A 13,330-nucleotide genomic window follows, 5' to 3' on the forward strand; every position below is an offset into this window, starting at 1 on the left:
CGTACTTCAGAAAACACTAAAACAGGTTAAACAACTAACCGAGGAGTGGTTAACGATTTATAATACGCAAAGACCTCATGATGCACTAAAGGGGCTCACCCCTTTAATGTACAAACAAAAACATTCCGTTTCTACTTTATAGTTGTACTAAAAATGGGATGGGTACAAGACAATTATGGCATTAGTTATGGTCAGTGTGGTTGCATTAATTGTTAATTGGGTTAGTACAGGGGTTTCTTTTATTGACGGTTTACCTGGTATGGCTATTTTCTGGTTATGTAGCGTCCTTGGCTATGTTATCTATCAATATGTCAAAATTGGTGTTCCTGCGGTGGCTTGGATTTCTATTGTGGCTATTATTTTTTCCATTCCACAATTTCCATTTAGTCAAGAAGTAATTGCTTATACCTCAAAGATAGGGCTATTACCAATGATTACGCCTGTACTTGCATATGCTGGTTTGGCTATTTCTAAAATGGAAATTAGATTGTTTAAAGCAGCTGGTTTTAAAATTGCTATCGTCGCATTATTGACGTTTGTAGGTACATTTGTAGGTTCTGCTATTATTGCTCAGGCATTACTTTAATAATTTCTTTAAGTAGTAATTGGGTCGCAGGTGTAAGGTTTCTTCCCCTGCGACTTATTATTTGTGTTTTTGTTTGATTCAAAAAAGATTGTTGAAGTTCTAGTGCATCAATTAGTGCCTTATCCTCGTCTGTTAACATAAAGGCAGGAAGAAAAGTAATACCTCCAGTTAAGGTATATTGCTTTAATAATTGGAGATGATTACATATTAAACTGGGTTGGAAATAAATTTCTTCTTCTTGTTCAGCTCGTTGAATAATCTGACGGATACCGTGTGCATGATCCGGTAGAGCTACTCGTTCATTAATAAGCTCTTTGAATGAAATTGGTACCATAGAACTATTTACCAGAGGGCTTTGACGATTACAAAATAATTTTAAGGGATGGGTAAATTCTTTATGCACTCTAATGCTAGGATGTGAAGGTGGATTAAAAATAATGCCTATATGGGCTTTATTGTCGGCTACTTTAGAGATAATCTCGTTACTATTAGCAGTGGTAAGTTTAATATGTATCCCGGGGAATTGTTTTGAAAAGGAGGTGATTACTTTCTCGACAATAGGTAAGTAACCCACACCAGTTGCTAGAATAATTTTTCCAGTGTGCATTCCTTTTAATAAAAAAATATCATCTTTTAAGGTGTTTTCAGCTTCTTGCTGTTTCATATAAAAAGTAACTACTTTTTCCCCAGCCTCAGTAGGTACAGCACCACGCATTCCCCGTTCTAAAAGAGGTATATCTAGTTCCTTTTCTAGTAGTGCAATTTGTCTGCTAATGACTGAGGGGGCAATGTTTAGTGCCTCAGCGGCAGCGCGAATGCCTTGATATTGTACAGTTTTATAAAAATACCTTAATCGTTGATTATTTAACATCTTAGATCGTCCATGCTAATTTGTTGCTTAATAGGCAACAATAATTATAATTCATGTGCTTGAATAACAACAATTATTTTTTTTAAACTTTTTTGTAATTGTCTTTATTAAGGAATAAAAATGAAGGTTGGTGTTATTGGTTTAGGTAATATGGGGCTGGGTATGGCTAGTCACTTACAATCCAAACAAGTTGAGGTTATGGGGTTGGATGTTTCAGTTACAGCACAGCAAAGAGCTAAAGAAAAAGGGATTCAGATAGCAACATCATTGGATGAAATAGTCAATCAAAATGATTATCTAATTTTATCCTTACCAAAAGCAGGTGATGTTGAGACAGTATGTTTGGGGGCAGAGGGTATTCTTAGCCTTGCGAGAGGCAAAATTTATATTATTGATACAAGTACATCTACGGCGGAAGTTAGTCAAAAAATTTCACGGCAAGCCGAAGAAAAAAGCATTGCTTTTATTGATGCTCCTGTCACAGGGGGGCCTCTAGGGGCAAGTAGTGGAACAATGACTATGTTTATTGGTGCCAGTGATGCTAATTTTAATGCAGTGTTGCCTTTGTTGAAATTGATGAGTGCAGAACAAATTCTTGTGGGAGAGGTAGGAGCAGGTAATATTGTCAAAATAGCAAATAATTTATTAGTAGCGATGCATTTATTGACAATGTCTGAAGCAGTGCATATGGCAGAAAAAGCAGGCATTAAACCAGAAAAACTCATTCTTGGGGTTAATAAAGGATCTGGTCGTAGTGCTGTGTCACAAGTCAATTATGAAAAATGGATTTTAAATAATGCTTTTGATTCAGGTTTTACAATGGGGTTAATGCGTAAAGATGTTCAATTGGCAAAAGACTTACTGACACAGTTAAATTTGGATTTGCCTGTAAGCAATGCGGCCGTTAGTCAATGGGAGTTGAGTAAGAATTATCTTGAGGATAGACAAGATTTTAATAAGATAGTGACTTTAAATTCAATGATGAATAAGGACAAAAAATGAAAGTTGAATTGCGTGAATTAATTCAAAAAATTGCTCCTAGTTTTGAACAAATTGCTAGTTATATTAATGGGGAATGGGTAGTAGGAGGACAGGAACGTATTTCGGTTAAGTCATCATTTGATAAACAAGAGATTTTTGCTTATTCAGATGCGAATACAAATATTATTTCTGTTTTGAATAAATGTACAAAGCTTGCCCAGTCAGAATGGCGATCATTAACGGCAGCAGAGAGAGGACGTAGGATTTTTAAATTAGGCGCTATTATCCGCTCATGGATTCCTGAGTTAGCGGAAATTGAGTCACTTAGTAGCAATAAAGCCTTAGGTGATGCAAAAGTGGAGGTATTAAAAGTAGCGGAAATGTTCGAGTATTATGCTGGTTGGACAGATAAATTACATGGTGATGTCATTGCTGTACCCACAACACATTTAAATTACACATTATTAGAGCCATTAGGCGTTGTATTTCAAATTACTCCTTGGAATGCTCCTATTTTTACGGCGGGTTGGCAGATTGCTCCAGCCATTACGGCAGGTAATAGTGTAATTTTGAAACCTTCAGAACTAACACCGATTACTTCATTATTAATAGCATTTCTTTCTGAACAAGCTAGGATACCTCGAGGATTGATTAATGTTGTTGCAGGCTACGGACATACTATTGGTCAAGCAATTATTAATGAATGTGATATACAAAAAGTCGTTTTTGTTGGTTCTCCAGCGACGGGTAAAAAAATTTCTATTGCTGCTGCACAGAAAGGCGTTCCTTCAATTTTAGAATTGGGGGGAAAATCAGCAAATATTGTTTTTGATGATTGTGATTATGATGCAGCGTTGAAAGGGGCTCAGAGCGCTATTTTCAGTGGAACTGGGCAAAGCTGTGTATCGGGCTCACGTGTACTTATTCAAAAAAGTATTTACGAAAGGTTTACTAATGATTTAGCAAGGGCAACTAAGAAATTTATCGTGGGTAATCCGATTGAAGCAACTACCCAGATTGCTCCAATACATAATGAAAAACAATACCAACATGTCAAAAAAATGATTGAAAAGGCACTTTCAGATGGGGCGACCGTTCCTCCTGAAAATGCTAATCCGCTTCCTCAAAATACTGGTTATATCGTGAATCCAACTGTATTACTTGGGCATAATCAAATGAAATGTGCACAAGAAGAAATTTTTGGTCCTGTGGTTGTGGCGATTCCTTTTGAAACAGAAGAAGAAGCGATAGCATTAGCTAATGATAGCAAGTATGGATTAGCTGGTGCTGTGTGGACAAATAATGTAGCAAGAGCACATAGAATTGCACAAAAAATAAACGCAGGCACATTTTGGATTAATGGCTATAAAACTATTCATGTGAGTTCGCCTTTTGGGGGATATGGTGAAAGTGGCTATGGTCGATCATCTGGAATTGAAGCATTAAGAGCTTATAGTCAAGTCAAAAGCGTCTGGGTAGAAACAGCGAAGCAGTCGTCTAATGTGTTTGGGTATAGCGGATAAGTAACTCTATTCTGAAAAAGAAAGGAAATTTTAAATATCTTATTTATATACCTACTGATGATAATAGTAAGAAGGTTGCGATAAGAACACCCTAATATATGAGGTTAGTTTATATTAGGGTGTCCATTTTTAATGAGGGTTAATTGGGACAATACACTCAGCGAAAGTGTAGTAAAGATAGTGTTTGTAGTGCATTTATAGTTAATGAACTATTTATTTTAACTCAGTTAAAATAGTTTTCTGAACTAAGCTGGAAGCGAGCTTGTGTATCAAAGGAAATAATCGGTTTTATAGTAATTTTTCCTGTATTTACTATGAGGTTTGAATAAATTTAGAAACTAATTCCTGAATATTTTTAGCATCTAATTTTTTCATGACTTTACTCCGGTGGATTTCTACAGTGCGAGGAGAAAGTCCGAGCTCATTAGCTATTTTTTTGCTTGTTAAGCCATTAGCCATATAAGAAGCAATCTCTTGTTCTCTCTTAGTAAGAATTTTTGCTTTGTTATGAGAAATTTTTGTAACTGTCCAGCTCACCAATTCAAAAGGATTCTCTTGATTTAATGTTCGACCAGTAAAGTTGACCCAAAAAACAGTCTGGTCTTTATGCAACATAAAGCGTTCGTCTTGGTAAACAGGATTTTTTTGTAATGCCTTTCCCCATACTTCCCCCTTTTTTTGGAAGTCTAAGTTGGTAGGATATAGTCGTAAAATGGACTGCCCCTTTAATTCATTTAAGTCATATCCGAAAAGCTCAGCAAATGCCAAATTATATTCAATAATAAAACGATTGCTAGTGATAAGTTGAGCGCTAGGAGAATATTTAAAGCCTAAATAAATCAGTTCTTCGGCAGAGTAAGAGGGGTAATCCTCCCACAAAACCATAGCAATTAGAAGTAGAATTTCTTATAAAGGAAATTCAATGAAAAGATCACGATATACCGACAGCCAAATCATGGCCATTCTTAAACAAGCCGAAGCTGGTACACCAGTGCCAGAGCTCTGCCGAGAGCATGGCATGAGCAGCGCTACTTTCTACAAGTGGCGTGCTAAATACGGTGGCATGGATGCCTCCATGATGTCTCGCCTTAAAGAGCTTGAAGCGGAGAATCAGCGCCTTAAAAAGATGTATGCCGAAGAACGTCTAAAGGCTGAGATTGCTCGCGAGGCGATTGAAAAAAAGTGGTAACGCCATCTCGACGCAAAGAGATGGCGCAACGCGCGGTCACGCAATTTAGAGCGAGTGTACGAGTGGCATGAGAGGTATCATAATCATCTGTTCCCGCACGGATACGCCAATGTTTTGAGGTATGAGGATTATTGACGTAATTCATAGCATTCATCAAACGAATAATATTTTTATCAGCTAATTGTCCTTGGACAGTACTGTGTTTAAAGCTATAAGAAGTAAAGTGTTTATTGTCAGTATTGGAGTCACCAAATAAGTTATTCTCACCTGCACTTAAATTAAGGCTATCAAAGGCAGGCGGTGTTTTCATCCGTTTTTTATGTTGAACGTAACCTTCAAAATCTATGGCTACAACCTGCCCATTTTTAAGGGTTAAATAGTTTAGATGGCTTAAATCTTGTCCTTCAGTGATGGCTTTATTGGCTGAGGCAATAAGGTACGTCGCCATAAAGTTTTTAAATGAACCATTACCATGTTTATCCAAAAGTAGTGCCTTACCATTGTTATCTGTTAAGTGTAGGCTGTTGAAATAGTCCGGAAATTGCTGTTGTAAGTTTTTTGAAGTAGCTATTTGAGAGGTATTAAGAGTGCCCGTAATCATAGGCATTGGCTTAAATCGATCATTGTAGCTTTGAGCATTCAATTTTGACATATCCATCTGTTCATACGATGTTAATGTATGAAATTCCCACTCATAAGCCATATCGGCATGTTCTAAATTAGTAATGGGACAATAGGCAGAAACCGCAAAAATTCTATCGCTAGCGTTAAACAGCACCAAGCTCTGAGAAATATTCATCATAATCATGGCTATCACCACTTGCTCCTAGCAGTGCAGACATGGCTCCACCAGCGGATGTGCCATTAGAGACAATCTTATTAGCATTACCGGGCATTTTTGCATCATTGGCATGTAAATATCGGACAGCAGATTTTAAATCAATAATAGCTGTAGGCGCTTTCCCTGTGTAATGACCTTTTGTGCCAAGTGTACGTCCTCTTGATCCGACAGAAGCTACGACATAACCATGTTGGAGTGCTTGTAAAATAGTGCTTGTTTTTCCTTCCATACCTTTGGCTTCAGCGGTGCTTGCCATTGCTGGCATATAGCCACCAATTGAATTAGGTAAAAAAATAGGTGCAGTATCTAAAGTGTTTGGTAGTCTGCTTCGACAGGATTTTTTACATAAACGATTTTTTCGATGGCACGATAATGTAATGGTTGGCCGTCTACTTCAGTTGTTTGTGAGACAAATTTACTAGCGTCAAAATCTAAACTAAAACTGGTAGCTGTTTGGTTGGCAAAGGGTTGGTTTTTTAAGGGGTTATCTGCTATTGAAGGGCTTGCATGAGTAATCATTGTTGTGCCAGTCATCAGTAGTAGGGTAAAAAGATAACTGATTTTAGTAAACTTCATCATATTCTCCCATCGCTTAAATTTATTTTCTAACACTTTTCTGAAAATATTAGGATAAATAATAGTAGTATCTTTGGCAATATAAGCGTTAAAACAAAAATTAATACAAGTATTAGTATTAGGAAAATAGGAAATATTAAACAAAAAAAGCCCTTTCATTTTTTGATTTTGTGAAACACTTAGTATATGATTAAATCAATATATGATAAGTATATGTAGACCTTGTGGATAGGGAGCTTTTTATTGATTGGAAGGCTATTTGCTACAGGGTTTTTAGATTGTCCGTTTAGACGTGAGGTCTAAAGATGGGATGGTCTAAAGGAGAAATAGGTTTCTTTTTTGGAGTGAAATATGAAATTAAAAACGTTATTTGTTGCGACAACTGTTGCAATGGGTGCTCTTTTGTCTGCTACTGCACAAGCAGAAACACTAAAAATTGGTGTTGAGGCGATGTATCCTCCCTATGAGTATAAGGATGCTAGTGGTAAATTAATGGGATTTGATGTTGATTTAGCCGATGCTGTTTGTGCAAAAATGAACGTTACATGTGAGTGGGTTGAATCTAGTTTTGATGGCTTGATTCCTGCCTTAAATGCCCGTAAATTTGATTTCATTAACTCTACAATGAATATCACTGAACAACGTAAGAAAGTGATTAACTTCACTCAACCTATTTACCAATCACCATCACAATTAGTGGTTAAAAGTGATGTTAATGTTGATTTAAGTGCGGATAGCTTACTTAAAAATAATGTGACAGTTTCTGTATTGCAAGGTTCTGCACAAGAAACATATGCTAAAAAACACTGGCAATCTAAAGGTGTAAAAGTGATTTCTTATGGTAATCAAGATCAAGCATTTGTGGATTTATTAAACGGCCGTGTCGCTAGTACTTTTTTGAATACACCAGTCGCTAAAGAAACTTTCTTGAATAAACCAGAAGCGAAAAACTTTAAAATTGTCGATGAGTTTGCTAAGGACGAAGCTATTTTAGGTGAAGGTATTGCGTTTGGTGTACGTAAAGATGATGACAAACTTAAAAAACGCTTAGATGAAGCTCTACAAGCATTGAAAGAAGAGGGTGTTATCTCTAACTTAACTCAAAAATATTTTGGTGGCGATTGGGTCGTTAAAACCAAATAATAGGATGTATGATTGATGAATGGTTTATTTAGAGGTTAAATCATTTGTCATTTAAATACGGCTAGTCTAGTGAGAAATATTGGGCTAGTCGTAATTTCTTTGTGCTTTATTTTTAACCAAATTTATTGATAATTATGTCTATTCAAGTTCAATCTAAAATGCCTAGCGTTGGCACCACTATTTTCACTGTAATGGCTGATTTGTTGAAACAGTATCCTGATGTGATTGGACTCTCTCAAGGGGCTCCTAATTTTATGCTAGCGCCAGAAATGATGGATTCTGTGTATAAAGCGATGCAAGCAGGACATAATCAATATGCACCGATGATTGGTATTGAACCACTACGTCAGCGAATGGTTGAAAAAATTGAGCATTTGTATGGACATCGTTATGATGTAGACAATGAAATTACCATTATGCCTAGTGCTAGTGAAGCCATTTATTCTAGTATCGCTAGCTTGGTTCATTCAGGGGATGAGATAATTTGTTTTGAGCCTGGATTTGATAGCTATATACCTATTATTCAATTGCAAGGCGCTATTCCAGTGATTGTTGAGCTGAAAGCACCAAAATTTGATATTGATTGGGATCAAGTGAAAAGTTTAATCAGTCCTAAAACTCGAATGATTATTCTTAATTCACCCCATAATCCAACAGGCCGTATTTTAACAGAGAGCGATATAGATGCCTTAATGGTATTAACAGAAAATACCAATATTATTATTCTCTCTGATGAGGTTTATGAGCATATGGTTTTTGATGAAGAACCTCATCGTTCAATGTCACGTTATCCATCTCTTGCCGCTCGTTCTATTGTAGTCACATCGTTCGGTAAAACTTATCAAGTAACTGGTTGGCGTGTGGGATGTTGTGTAGCGCCTGCTGAGCTGATGGAACAAATTCGTCTTGTTCACCAATTTTTGATGTTTAGTGCTAATACTCCTATTCAATATGCGTTAGCAGAAGTATTGGAGCGTCCTGATCTCTATTTAAAATTGGGCGAATTTTTTGAGCGTAAACGCGATATTCTTATCCAAGGTATTGAGGGCTCTCGTTTTGAAGTTATCCCTTCAAAAGGAGGGTTCTTTCAGTTACTAAAGTTTGATCATTTTATGCCTTGTTCTGATATGGATATGGTCAAATATTTAATCACCGAGGTGGGTGTTGGTGCTATCCCTGTGGGGGCTTTTTATAGCCAACCACGTGATACAGGTTTAATCCGCTTAACATTTGCTCGAGATGATGAGACCTTGAGAATTGGGGCAGAACGGTTAAAAAATGCTTAGTTAACTAAATAGTGGGCAATGTGTTATCAAAAGGTTAAAATAGTCAATTGTTTTTCCGTCAGGAGTACAGAATGACTCAGAAACCACATCGTGGATTTTATTTATTACCAAATGCCTTTACGACAGGTAATCTATTTGCAGGTGTATTTGCCATTATGCTTGCGATGAATGGGCGTTTTGAATTGGCATCTACCGCCATTTTTGTAGCGATGCTATTAGATGGTATGGATGGGCGAGTGGCTCGTCTGACGAATACGCAGTCAGCTTTTGGCGAACAATATGATTCTATGGCGGATATGGTTTCTTTTGGTGTTGCGCCTGCAATGGTGATGTATGCCTTTATGTTAGACAATTTGGGGCGTTTAGGTCTTATTGCGACATTTATTTATGTCGCAGGGGCTGCCTTAAGATTAGCTAGGTTTAATACGAATATTAATGTTGTCGATAGTCGATTTTTTCAGGGATTACCGAGTCCCTCAGCGGCAGCATTACTTAGTGGATTTGTTTGGTTAAGTGCCGAAAATCGTTTGCCAGAAACTGATTTTATGCATTGGATAGCCGTATTTCTAACTATCTATGCCGGTTTAACGATGATTTCAACTGCGCCATTCTTTAGTGGTAAATCAATTCTAAAGCGTAACGATGTTAGTGTAGAGGGCAAGAAAAAACCACCAGCATGGTTATTATTAGCCTTGGTACTTACCTTTGCCATTATCGCATTAGATCCAGCGATTATGCTATTTTTGTTATTTGTGATTTACGCTTTATCTGGTTGGGTGATTTATTATTTTCGTTGGAAAAAAGCGAGAGAATTAGTGGATATCAGGCATAAAGAAGATATTTCTCATGATCAAGAGGAGTGAATGAGATAATAGAAAATCTAATTAATGGTTTTTATTTCTTCAATAGAAAAAGCTAGGATACCTAATATGTGCCCTAGCTTTTTTAATGTTTTTCTGTAGATTTTTAATGCTTTTTGTTTAATCCCCAAAAATAAAAAATCTATCTCTTTCGTAACGGGGATCTGGGCCTGAATGATAATGCGTAACAGCCTCACCATAGCGACCAAAGTAAACATACATCAAGTTATTCCAGTAATTTGATTGTTTATAACGATAGGTCCATACAAGCTCATTTTTTTCACCCCAGCCAATACGACCTGTTTCAGCAGGAGGACCAAACATACAGACAACATCTTGTTGAGTCCATGTGCCTTTATCAAGTTGACGAAAATAATCTTCGTTCAATATAGAAACTACTTTATCAATATGACCAGTACTAGAGACGTTGGTTGCATAAGCATATTGCCCATTTGGTTGTTGAGTCCAAATCAAACGCTGAACGCCATCTTTTGTTTTGCATTGATAGGAAGGAGGGCCCATTTTTGCATAGACAGCATCAACAGGACTATTGCTAGGAATATCTCGGTAAGTTGAACAGGCGGATAATAGCACTGGAATAATAGCACTGGCAAAACGTAAGTATAGTTTTGGGGTAAACATCATTTTTTCCTAAATAGGTAATTGCATTGTCTTTTGGATAAAAAATAATATATAATTGCAAATTACGTTGTCATTTAAGTGTGATAGCGTAGCTTTTATTTTAACATTAATTCACGTTAGCACCTATTCATCGCTAACGCTAGTAAAAAGGAATAAATCATGTCAGTAGCAGACATCAATAAAGCAGATATCATAGGCCAATTTGCTCGTACACCAGGTGATACAGGATCTCCTGAAGTTCAAGTGGCTTTATTAACTGCTCATATTAACGAGTTAACAGAACACTTTAAAACGCATAAAAAAGACCACCACTCTCGTCGTGGTTTATTGCGTATGGTTAGCCGTCGTCGTAAGTTATTAGACTACTTAAAAGGTCGTAACCCAGATGCTTACCGTGCTTTAATTGAGAAATTAGGTTTACGTAAGTAATTCACCCTTTGTGGTTTTAGGGTTCAAGACCGTACACAGCGCCTATTGGATCTGTGTGCGGTTTTTTATTGTTTGATTTGCCTAAATACATAGCATCATGGTGTATTTTGTAGTGGATAAAGGCAATTTATTAAAAAGGAAAGAACATATGTTCAATAAAGTGACTAAATCATTTCAGTATGGCGCTCATACGGTTGTTTTTGAAACAGGTGAAATCGCACGTCAAGCTTCTGGTGCCGTAGTGGCATCTATGGGAGATACTGTTGTATTAGCAACAGTGGTAGCGGCAAAAGAAGCAAAAGCAGGTCAAGATTTTTTCCCATTAACCGTTGATTATGTTGAAAAAACATATGCAGCAGGCCGTATTCCAGGTGGTTTTTTTAAACGTGAAGGTAAACCTAGTGAGAAAGAAACCCTAACGTCTCGTTTGATTGATCGTCCATTACGTCCTTTATTCCCTGAAGGTTTTTACAATGAAGTACAAGTTATTGTACATGTATTATCAGTTGATCCAGAGATTGATCCTGATATAGTGTCCATGCTCGGTACTTCAGCAGCATTAGCTGTATCTGGTGTGCCATTTAATGGTCCTATTGGTGCTGCTCGTGTGGGTTATATTAATGGTCAATATGTGTTAAATCCAACAGTAAGTCAAGTTGAACAGTCTGATATGGATTTAGTCGTTGCTGGTACTGAAACTGCTGTATTAATGGTTGAGTCAGAAGCTAAACAATTAAGTGAAGAAGTTATGCTTGGTGGTGTTGTATTTGGTCATGAGCAAATGCAAGCAGCAATTGATGCGATTCATGCTTTAGTCGCTGAAGCTGGTAAACCAGAATGGGATTGGGAAGCCGCACCGAAGAATGAAACATTAATTTCTGCAGTTAAAGCTGTAGCAGAGGATGGGTTAAAAGCTGCCTACCAAATTCGTCAAAAACAAGATCGCTCTAGCAAATTAAAAGAAGTCGCTGCCCAAACAAAAGAAGCACTTGCTAAACAAGCAGAAGAGCGTGGTGAAGAATCACCAGATGAAGTGGCTGTAGATAATATTATTTTTGAGCTAGAGTCAGCGATTGTAAGAGGTCAAATTCTTAATGGTGAGCCTCGTATTGATGGTCGTGATACACGTACAGTTCGTCCAATCTCTATCCGTCTAGGTGTACTACCCCGTACACATGGTAGTGTATTATTTACTCGTGGTGAAACGCAAGCCTTAGTGGTGGCAACATTAGGGACTAAAGCAGATGAGCAAATTATTGACTCTGTATTAGGTGAAACTCGTGACCGTTTTATGCTTCACTACAATATGCCTCCATTTGCAACAGGTGAATGTGGTCGCTTTGGTAGTCCAAAACGACGTGAAATTGGTCATGGCCGTTTAGCGAAACGTGCTCTAGTTCCAACATTACCTAAGCATGATGATTTCCAATACACTATCCGTTTAGTTTCTGAAATTACTGAGTCAAATGGTTCATCTTCAATGGCTTCAGTGTGTGGTGGCTCATTAGCCATGATGGATGCTGGTGTACCAGTGAGTGATCATGTGGCTGGTGTGGCGATGGGTCTAATCAAAGAAGGTAATAAATTTGCAGTATTAACAGATATTCTTGGTGATGAAGACCACTTAGGGGATATGGATTTCAAAGTAGCAGGTACTGAAAATGGCATCACTGCTCTACAAATGGATATCAAAATCCAAGGTATTACTAAAGAAATCATGCAAGTTGCTTTAGCACAAGCACGCGAAGGTCGTTTACATATTTTAGGTAAAATGAAAACGGCAATCGGAGGTTCTCGAGAAGAATTATCTAGCTTTGCACCGCGTATGTTAACGATGAAAATCAATCCTGAAAAAATTCGTGATGTGATTGGTAAAGGTGGTGCAACTATCCGTGCTTTAACAGAAGAAACAGGTTGTTCAATTGATATTACAGACGAAGGTGTTGTGACCATTTCTTCTGCTGATTTAGAAAAAGCGAAAGAAGCTGAACGTCGCATTGCAGAATTGACTGCAGTAGTAGAGGTTGGTCAAGTATACGAAGGTACTGTACAGCGTCTATTAGATTTTGGTGGTATTGTACAAATCCTACCAGGTAAAGATGGCTTATTACATATTTCTGAAATTGCTAACTATCGCATCAATGATATCAATGATGTATTAAGTGTTGGTCAAAAAGTAAAAGTAAAAGTGATTGAAGCCGATGACCGTGGTCGTGTACGTTTATCAGCTAAAGCCTTAGGTGGTTTAGAAGGATTAGAGGGCTCTGTACCTCAACAATCGACAACAACGATTGAGTCTTCTGCGGAAGGACAGCCATCTGCTGAATAATAGTTTAACTATTATTTAAACTTAAACAATAAGAGCACCTTAAAAAGTGCTCTTATTTTTTTGTTAAGCGGTAG

14 protein-coding genes and 1 pseudogene are annotated in these 13,330 nt (G+C 37.3%); 10 read left to right on the forward strand and 5 right to left on the reverse strand.

Annotation, left to right across the window (positions count from 1 at the left end):
- A partial coding sequence (locus tag V757_RS29940; RefSeq protein ID WP_023950559.1) for an integrase core domain-containing protein occupies positions 1–142 on the forward strand: 142 nt, incomplete at its 5' end.
- A 33-nt stretch (positions 143–175) separates the two neighbouring features.
- On the forward strand, positions 176–586 hold the full coding sequence (locus tag V757_RS20390; protein WP_023950561.1) for a hypothetical protein: 411 nt from the start codon (positions 176–178) through the stop codon (positions 584–586).
- On the opposite strand, the gene V757_RS20395 is transcribed toward V757_RS20390, so the two are convergent.
- Positions 564–1,457, reverse strand: coding sequence for a LysR family transcriptional regulator (locus tag V757_RS20395; RefSeq protein ID WP_023950563.1), 894 nt, complete (start codon positions 1,455–1,457; stop codon positions 564–566). The two genes, V757_RS20390 and V757_RS20395, sit on opposite strands and share 23 nt — an antisense overlap.
- Before the next feature lie 120 nt (positions 1,458–1,577).
- Here V757_RS20395 and V757_RS20400 point away from each other — a divergent pair, with 120 nt between their 5' ends.
- Both V757_RS20400 and V757_RS20405 read left to right on the forward strand, forming a co-directional pair.
- A complete protein-coding gene (locus V757_RS20400) occupies positions 1,578–2,459 on the forward strand; it encodes an NAD(P)-dependent oxidoreductase (RefSeq protein ID WP_023950565.1) in 882 nt (293 codons plus the stop codon).
- Positions 2,456–3,961 carry an aldehyde dehydrogenase family protein gene (locus V757_RS20405; RefSeq protein ID WP_023950567.1) on the forward strand — a complete coding sequence of 502 codons (1,506 nt, stop codon included), beginning with the start codon at positions 2,456–2,458 and terminating at the stop codon, positions 3,959–3,961. Before V757_RS20400 ends, V757_RS20405 begins: the two co-directional genes overlap by 4 nt.
- A gap of 312 nt (positions 3,962–4,273) precedes the next feature.
- Here the strand turns inward: V757_RS20405 and V757_RS20410 are convergent, their stop codons facing one another.
- Complete coding sequence (locus V757_RS20410) at positions 4,274–4,846, reverse strand: PAS and helix-turn-helix domain-containing protein (RefSeq protein ID WP_023950569.1); 573 nt, start codon at positions 4,844–4,846, stop codon at positions 4,274–4,276.
- 37 nt (positions 4,847–4,883) lie between these two features.
- Here V757_RS20410 and V757_RS20415 point away from each other — a divergent pair.
- Positions 4,884–5,218: pseudogene (locus V757_RS20415) on the forward strand (transposase); the annotation flags it as partial.
- Positions 5,219–5,917: 699 nt separating this feature from the next.
- On the opposite strand, the gene V757_RS28750 reads toward V757_RS20415, so the two are convergent.
- Together V757_RS28750 and V757_RS28900 are read right to left on the reverse strand one after the other, a co-directional pair.
- Positions 5,918–6,256 carry an alpha/beta hydrolase family protein gene (locus tag V757_RS28750; RefSeq protein WP_081710665.1) on the reverse strand — a complete coding sequence of 113 codons (339 nt, stop codon included), beginning with the start codon at positions 6,254–6,256 and terminating at the stop codon, positions 5,918–5,920.
- Positions 6,257–6,297: 41 nt separating this feature from the next.
- Complete coding sequence (locus tag V757_RS28900; protein ID WP_218184490.1) at positions 6,298–6,570, reverse strand: hypothetical protein; 273 nt, start codon at positions 6,568–6,570, stop codon at positions 6,298–6,300.
- A 348-nt stretch (positions 6,571–6,918) separates the two neighbouring features.
- Here V757_RS28900 and V757_RS20425 point away from each other — a divergent pair, with 348 nt between their 5' ends.
- The 3 genes from V757_RS20425 to pssA all read left to right on the forward strand — a co-directional run bounded on the left by V757_RS20425 (position 6,919) and on the right by pssA (position 9,859).
- Entirely contained in the window at positions 6,919–7,710 is a 792-nt protein-coding gene (locus V757_RS20425; RefSeq protein WP_023950573.1) for a transporter substrate-binding domain-containing protein, read from the forward strand.
- 134 nt (positions 7,711–7,844) lie between these two features.
- The gene (locus V757_RS20430) at positions 7,845–8,996 is read left to right on the forward strand and encodes a methionine aminotransferase (RefSeq protein ID WP_023950575.1); all 1,152 of its coding nucleotides are present in this window, start codon (positions 7,845–7,847) and stop codon (positions 8,994–8,996) included.
- Positions 8,997–9,067: 71 nt separating this feature from the next.
- Positions 9,068–9,859 carry a CDP-diacylglycerol--serine O-phosphatidyltransferase gene (gene pssA / locus V757_RS20435; RefSeq protein ID WP_023950577.1) on the forward strand — a complete coding sequence of 264 codons (792 nt, stop codon included), beginning with the start codon at positions 9,068–9,070 and terminating at the stop codon, positions 9,857–9,859.
- A gap of 117 nt (positions 9,860–9,976) precedes the next feature.
- On the opposite strand, the gene V757_RS20440 is transcribed toward pssA, so the two are convergent.
- Positions 9,977–10,498: a hypothetical protein gene (locus V757_RS20440; RefSeq protein WP_023950578.1), complete on the reverse strand. Its 522-nt coding sequence runs from the start codon at positions 10,496–10,498 to the stop codon at positions 9,977–9,979.
- Positions 10,499–10,657: 159 nt separating this feature from the next.
- Between V757_RS20440 and rpsO the strand changes: the two genes are divergently transcribed.
- The gene (gene rpsO / locus V757_RS20445) at positions 10,658–10,927 is read left to right on the forward strand and encodes a 30S ribosomal protein S15 (protein WP_023950580.1); all 270 of its coding nucleotides are present in this window, start codon (positions 10,658–10,660) and stop codon (positions 10,925–10,927) included.
- Positions 10,928–11,075: 148 nt separating this feature from the next.
- Positions 11,076–13,256 carry a polyribonucleotide nucleotidyltransferase gene (gene pnp, locus V757_RS20450; RefSeq protein ID WP_023950582.1) on the forward strand — a complete coding sequence of 727 codons (2,181 nt, stop codon included), beginning with the start codon at positions 11,076–11,078 and terminating at the stop codon, positions 13,254–13,256.
- The last annotated feature ends 74 nt before the right edge of the window (positions 13,257–13,330 follow it).

Source organism: Pelistega indica (genome assembly GCF_000506865.1).
GTDB classification, from domain to species: domain Bacteria; phylum Pseudomonadota; class Gammaproteobacteria; order Burkholderiales; family Burkholderiaceae_B; genus Taylorella; species Taylorella indica.

Bases quoted from the DNA above. Each gene is read 5' to 3' on its own strand.
- V757_RS20430 (WP_023950575.1), top strand. From the start codon at position 7,845: ATGTCTATTCAAGTTCAATCTAAAATGCCTAGCGTTGGCACCACTATT.
- V757_RS20440 (WP_023950578.1), bottom strand. From the start codon at position 10,498: ATGTTTACCCCAAAACTATACTTACGTTTTGCCAGTGCTATTATTCCA.
- rpsO (WP_023950580.1), top strand. From the start codon at position 10,658: ATGTCAGTAGCAGACATCAATAAAGCAGATATCATAGGCCAATTTGCT.
- V757_RS28750 (WP_081710665.1), bottom strand. From the start codon at position 6,256: ATGCCAGCAATGGCAAGCACCGCTGAAGCCAAAGGTATGGAAGGAAAA.
- V757_RS20405 (WP_023950567.1), top strand. From the start codon at position 2,456: ATGAAAGTTGAATTGCGTGAATTAATTCAAAAAATTGCTCCTAGTTTT.
- pssA (WP_023950577.1), top strand. From the start codon at position 9,068: ATGACTCAGAAACCACATCGTGGATTTTATTTATTACCAAATGCCTTT.
- V757_RS20390 (WP_023950561.1), top strand. From the start codon at position 176: ATGGCATTAGTTATGGTCAGTGTGGTTGCATTAATTGTTAATTGGGTT.
- V757_RS20395 (WP_023950563.1), bottom strand. From the start codon at position 1,457: ATGTTAAATAATCAACGATTAAGGTATTTTTATAAAACTGTACAATAT.
- V757_RS28900 (WP_218184490.1), bottom strand. From the start codon at position 6,570: ATGATGAAGTTTACTAAAATCAGTTATCTTTTTACCCTACTACTGATG.
- V757_RS20400 (WP_023950565.1), top strand. From the start codon at position 1,578: ATGAAGGTTGGTGTTATTGGTTTAGGTAATATGGGGCTGGGTATGGCT.
- V757_RS20410 (WP_023950569.1), bottom strand. From the start codon at position 4,846: ATGGTTTTGTGGGAGGATTACCCCTCTTACTCTGCCGAAGAACTGATT.
- V757_RS20425 (WP_023950573.1), top strand. From the start codon at position 6,919: ATGAAATTAAAAACGTTATTTGTTGCGACAACTGTTGCAATGGGTGCT.
- pnp (WP_023950582.1), top strand. From the start codon at position 11,076: ATGTTCAATAAAGTGACTAAATCATTTCAGTATGGCGCTCATACGGTT.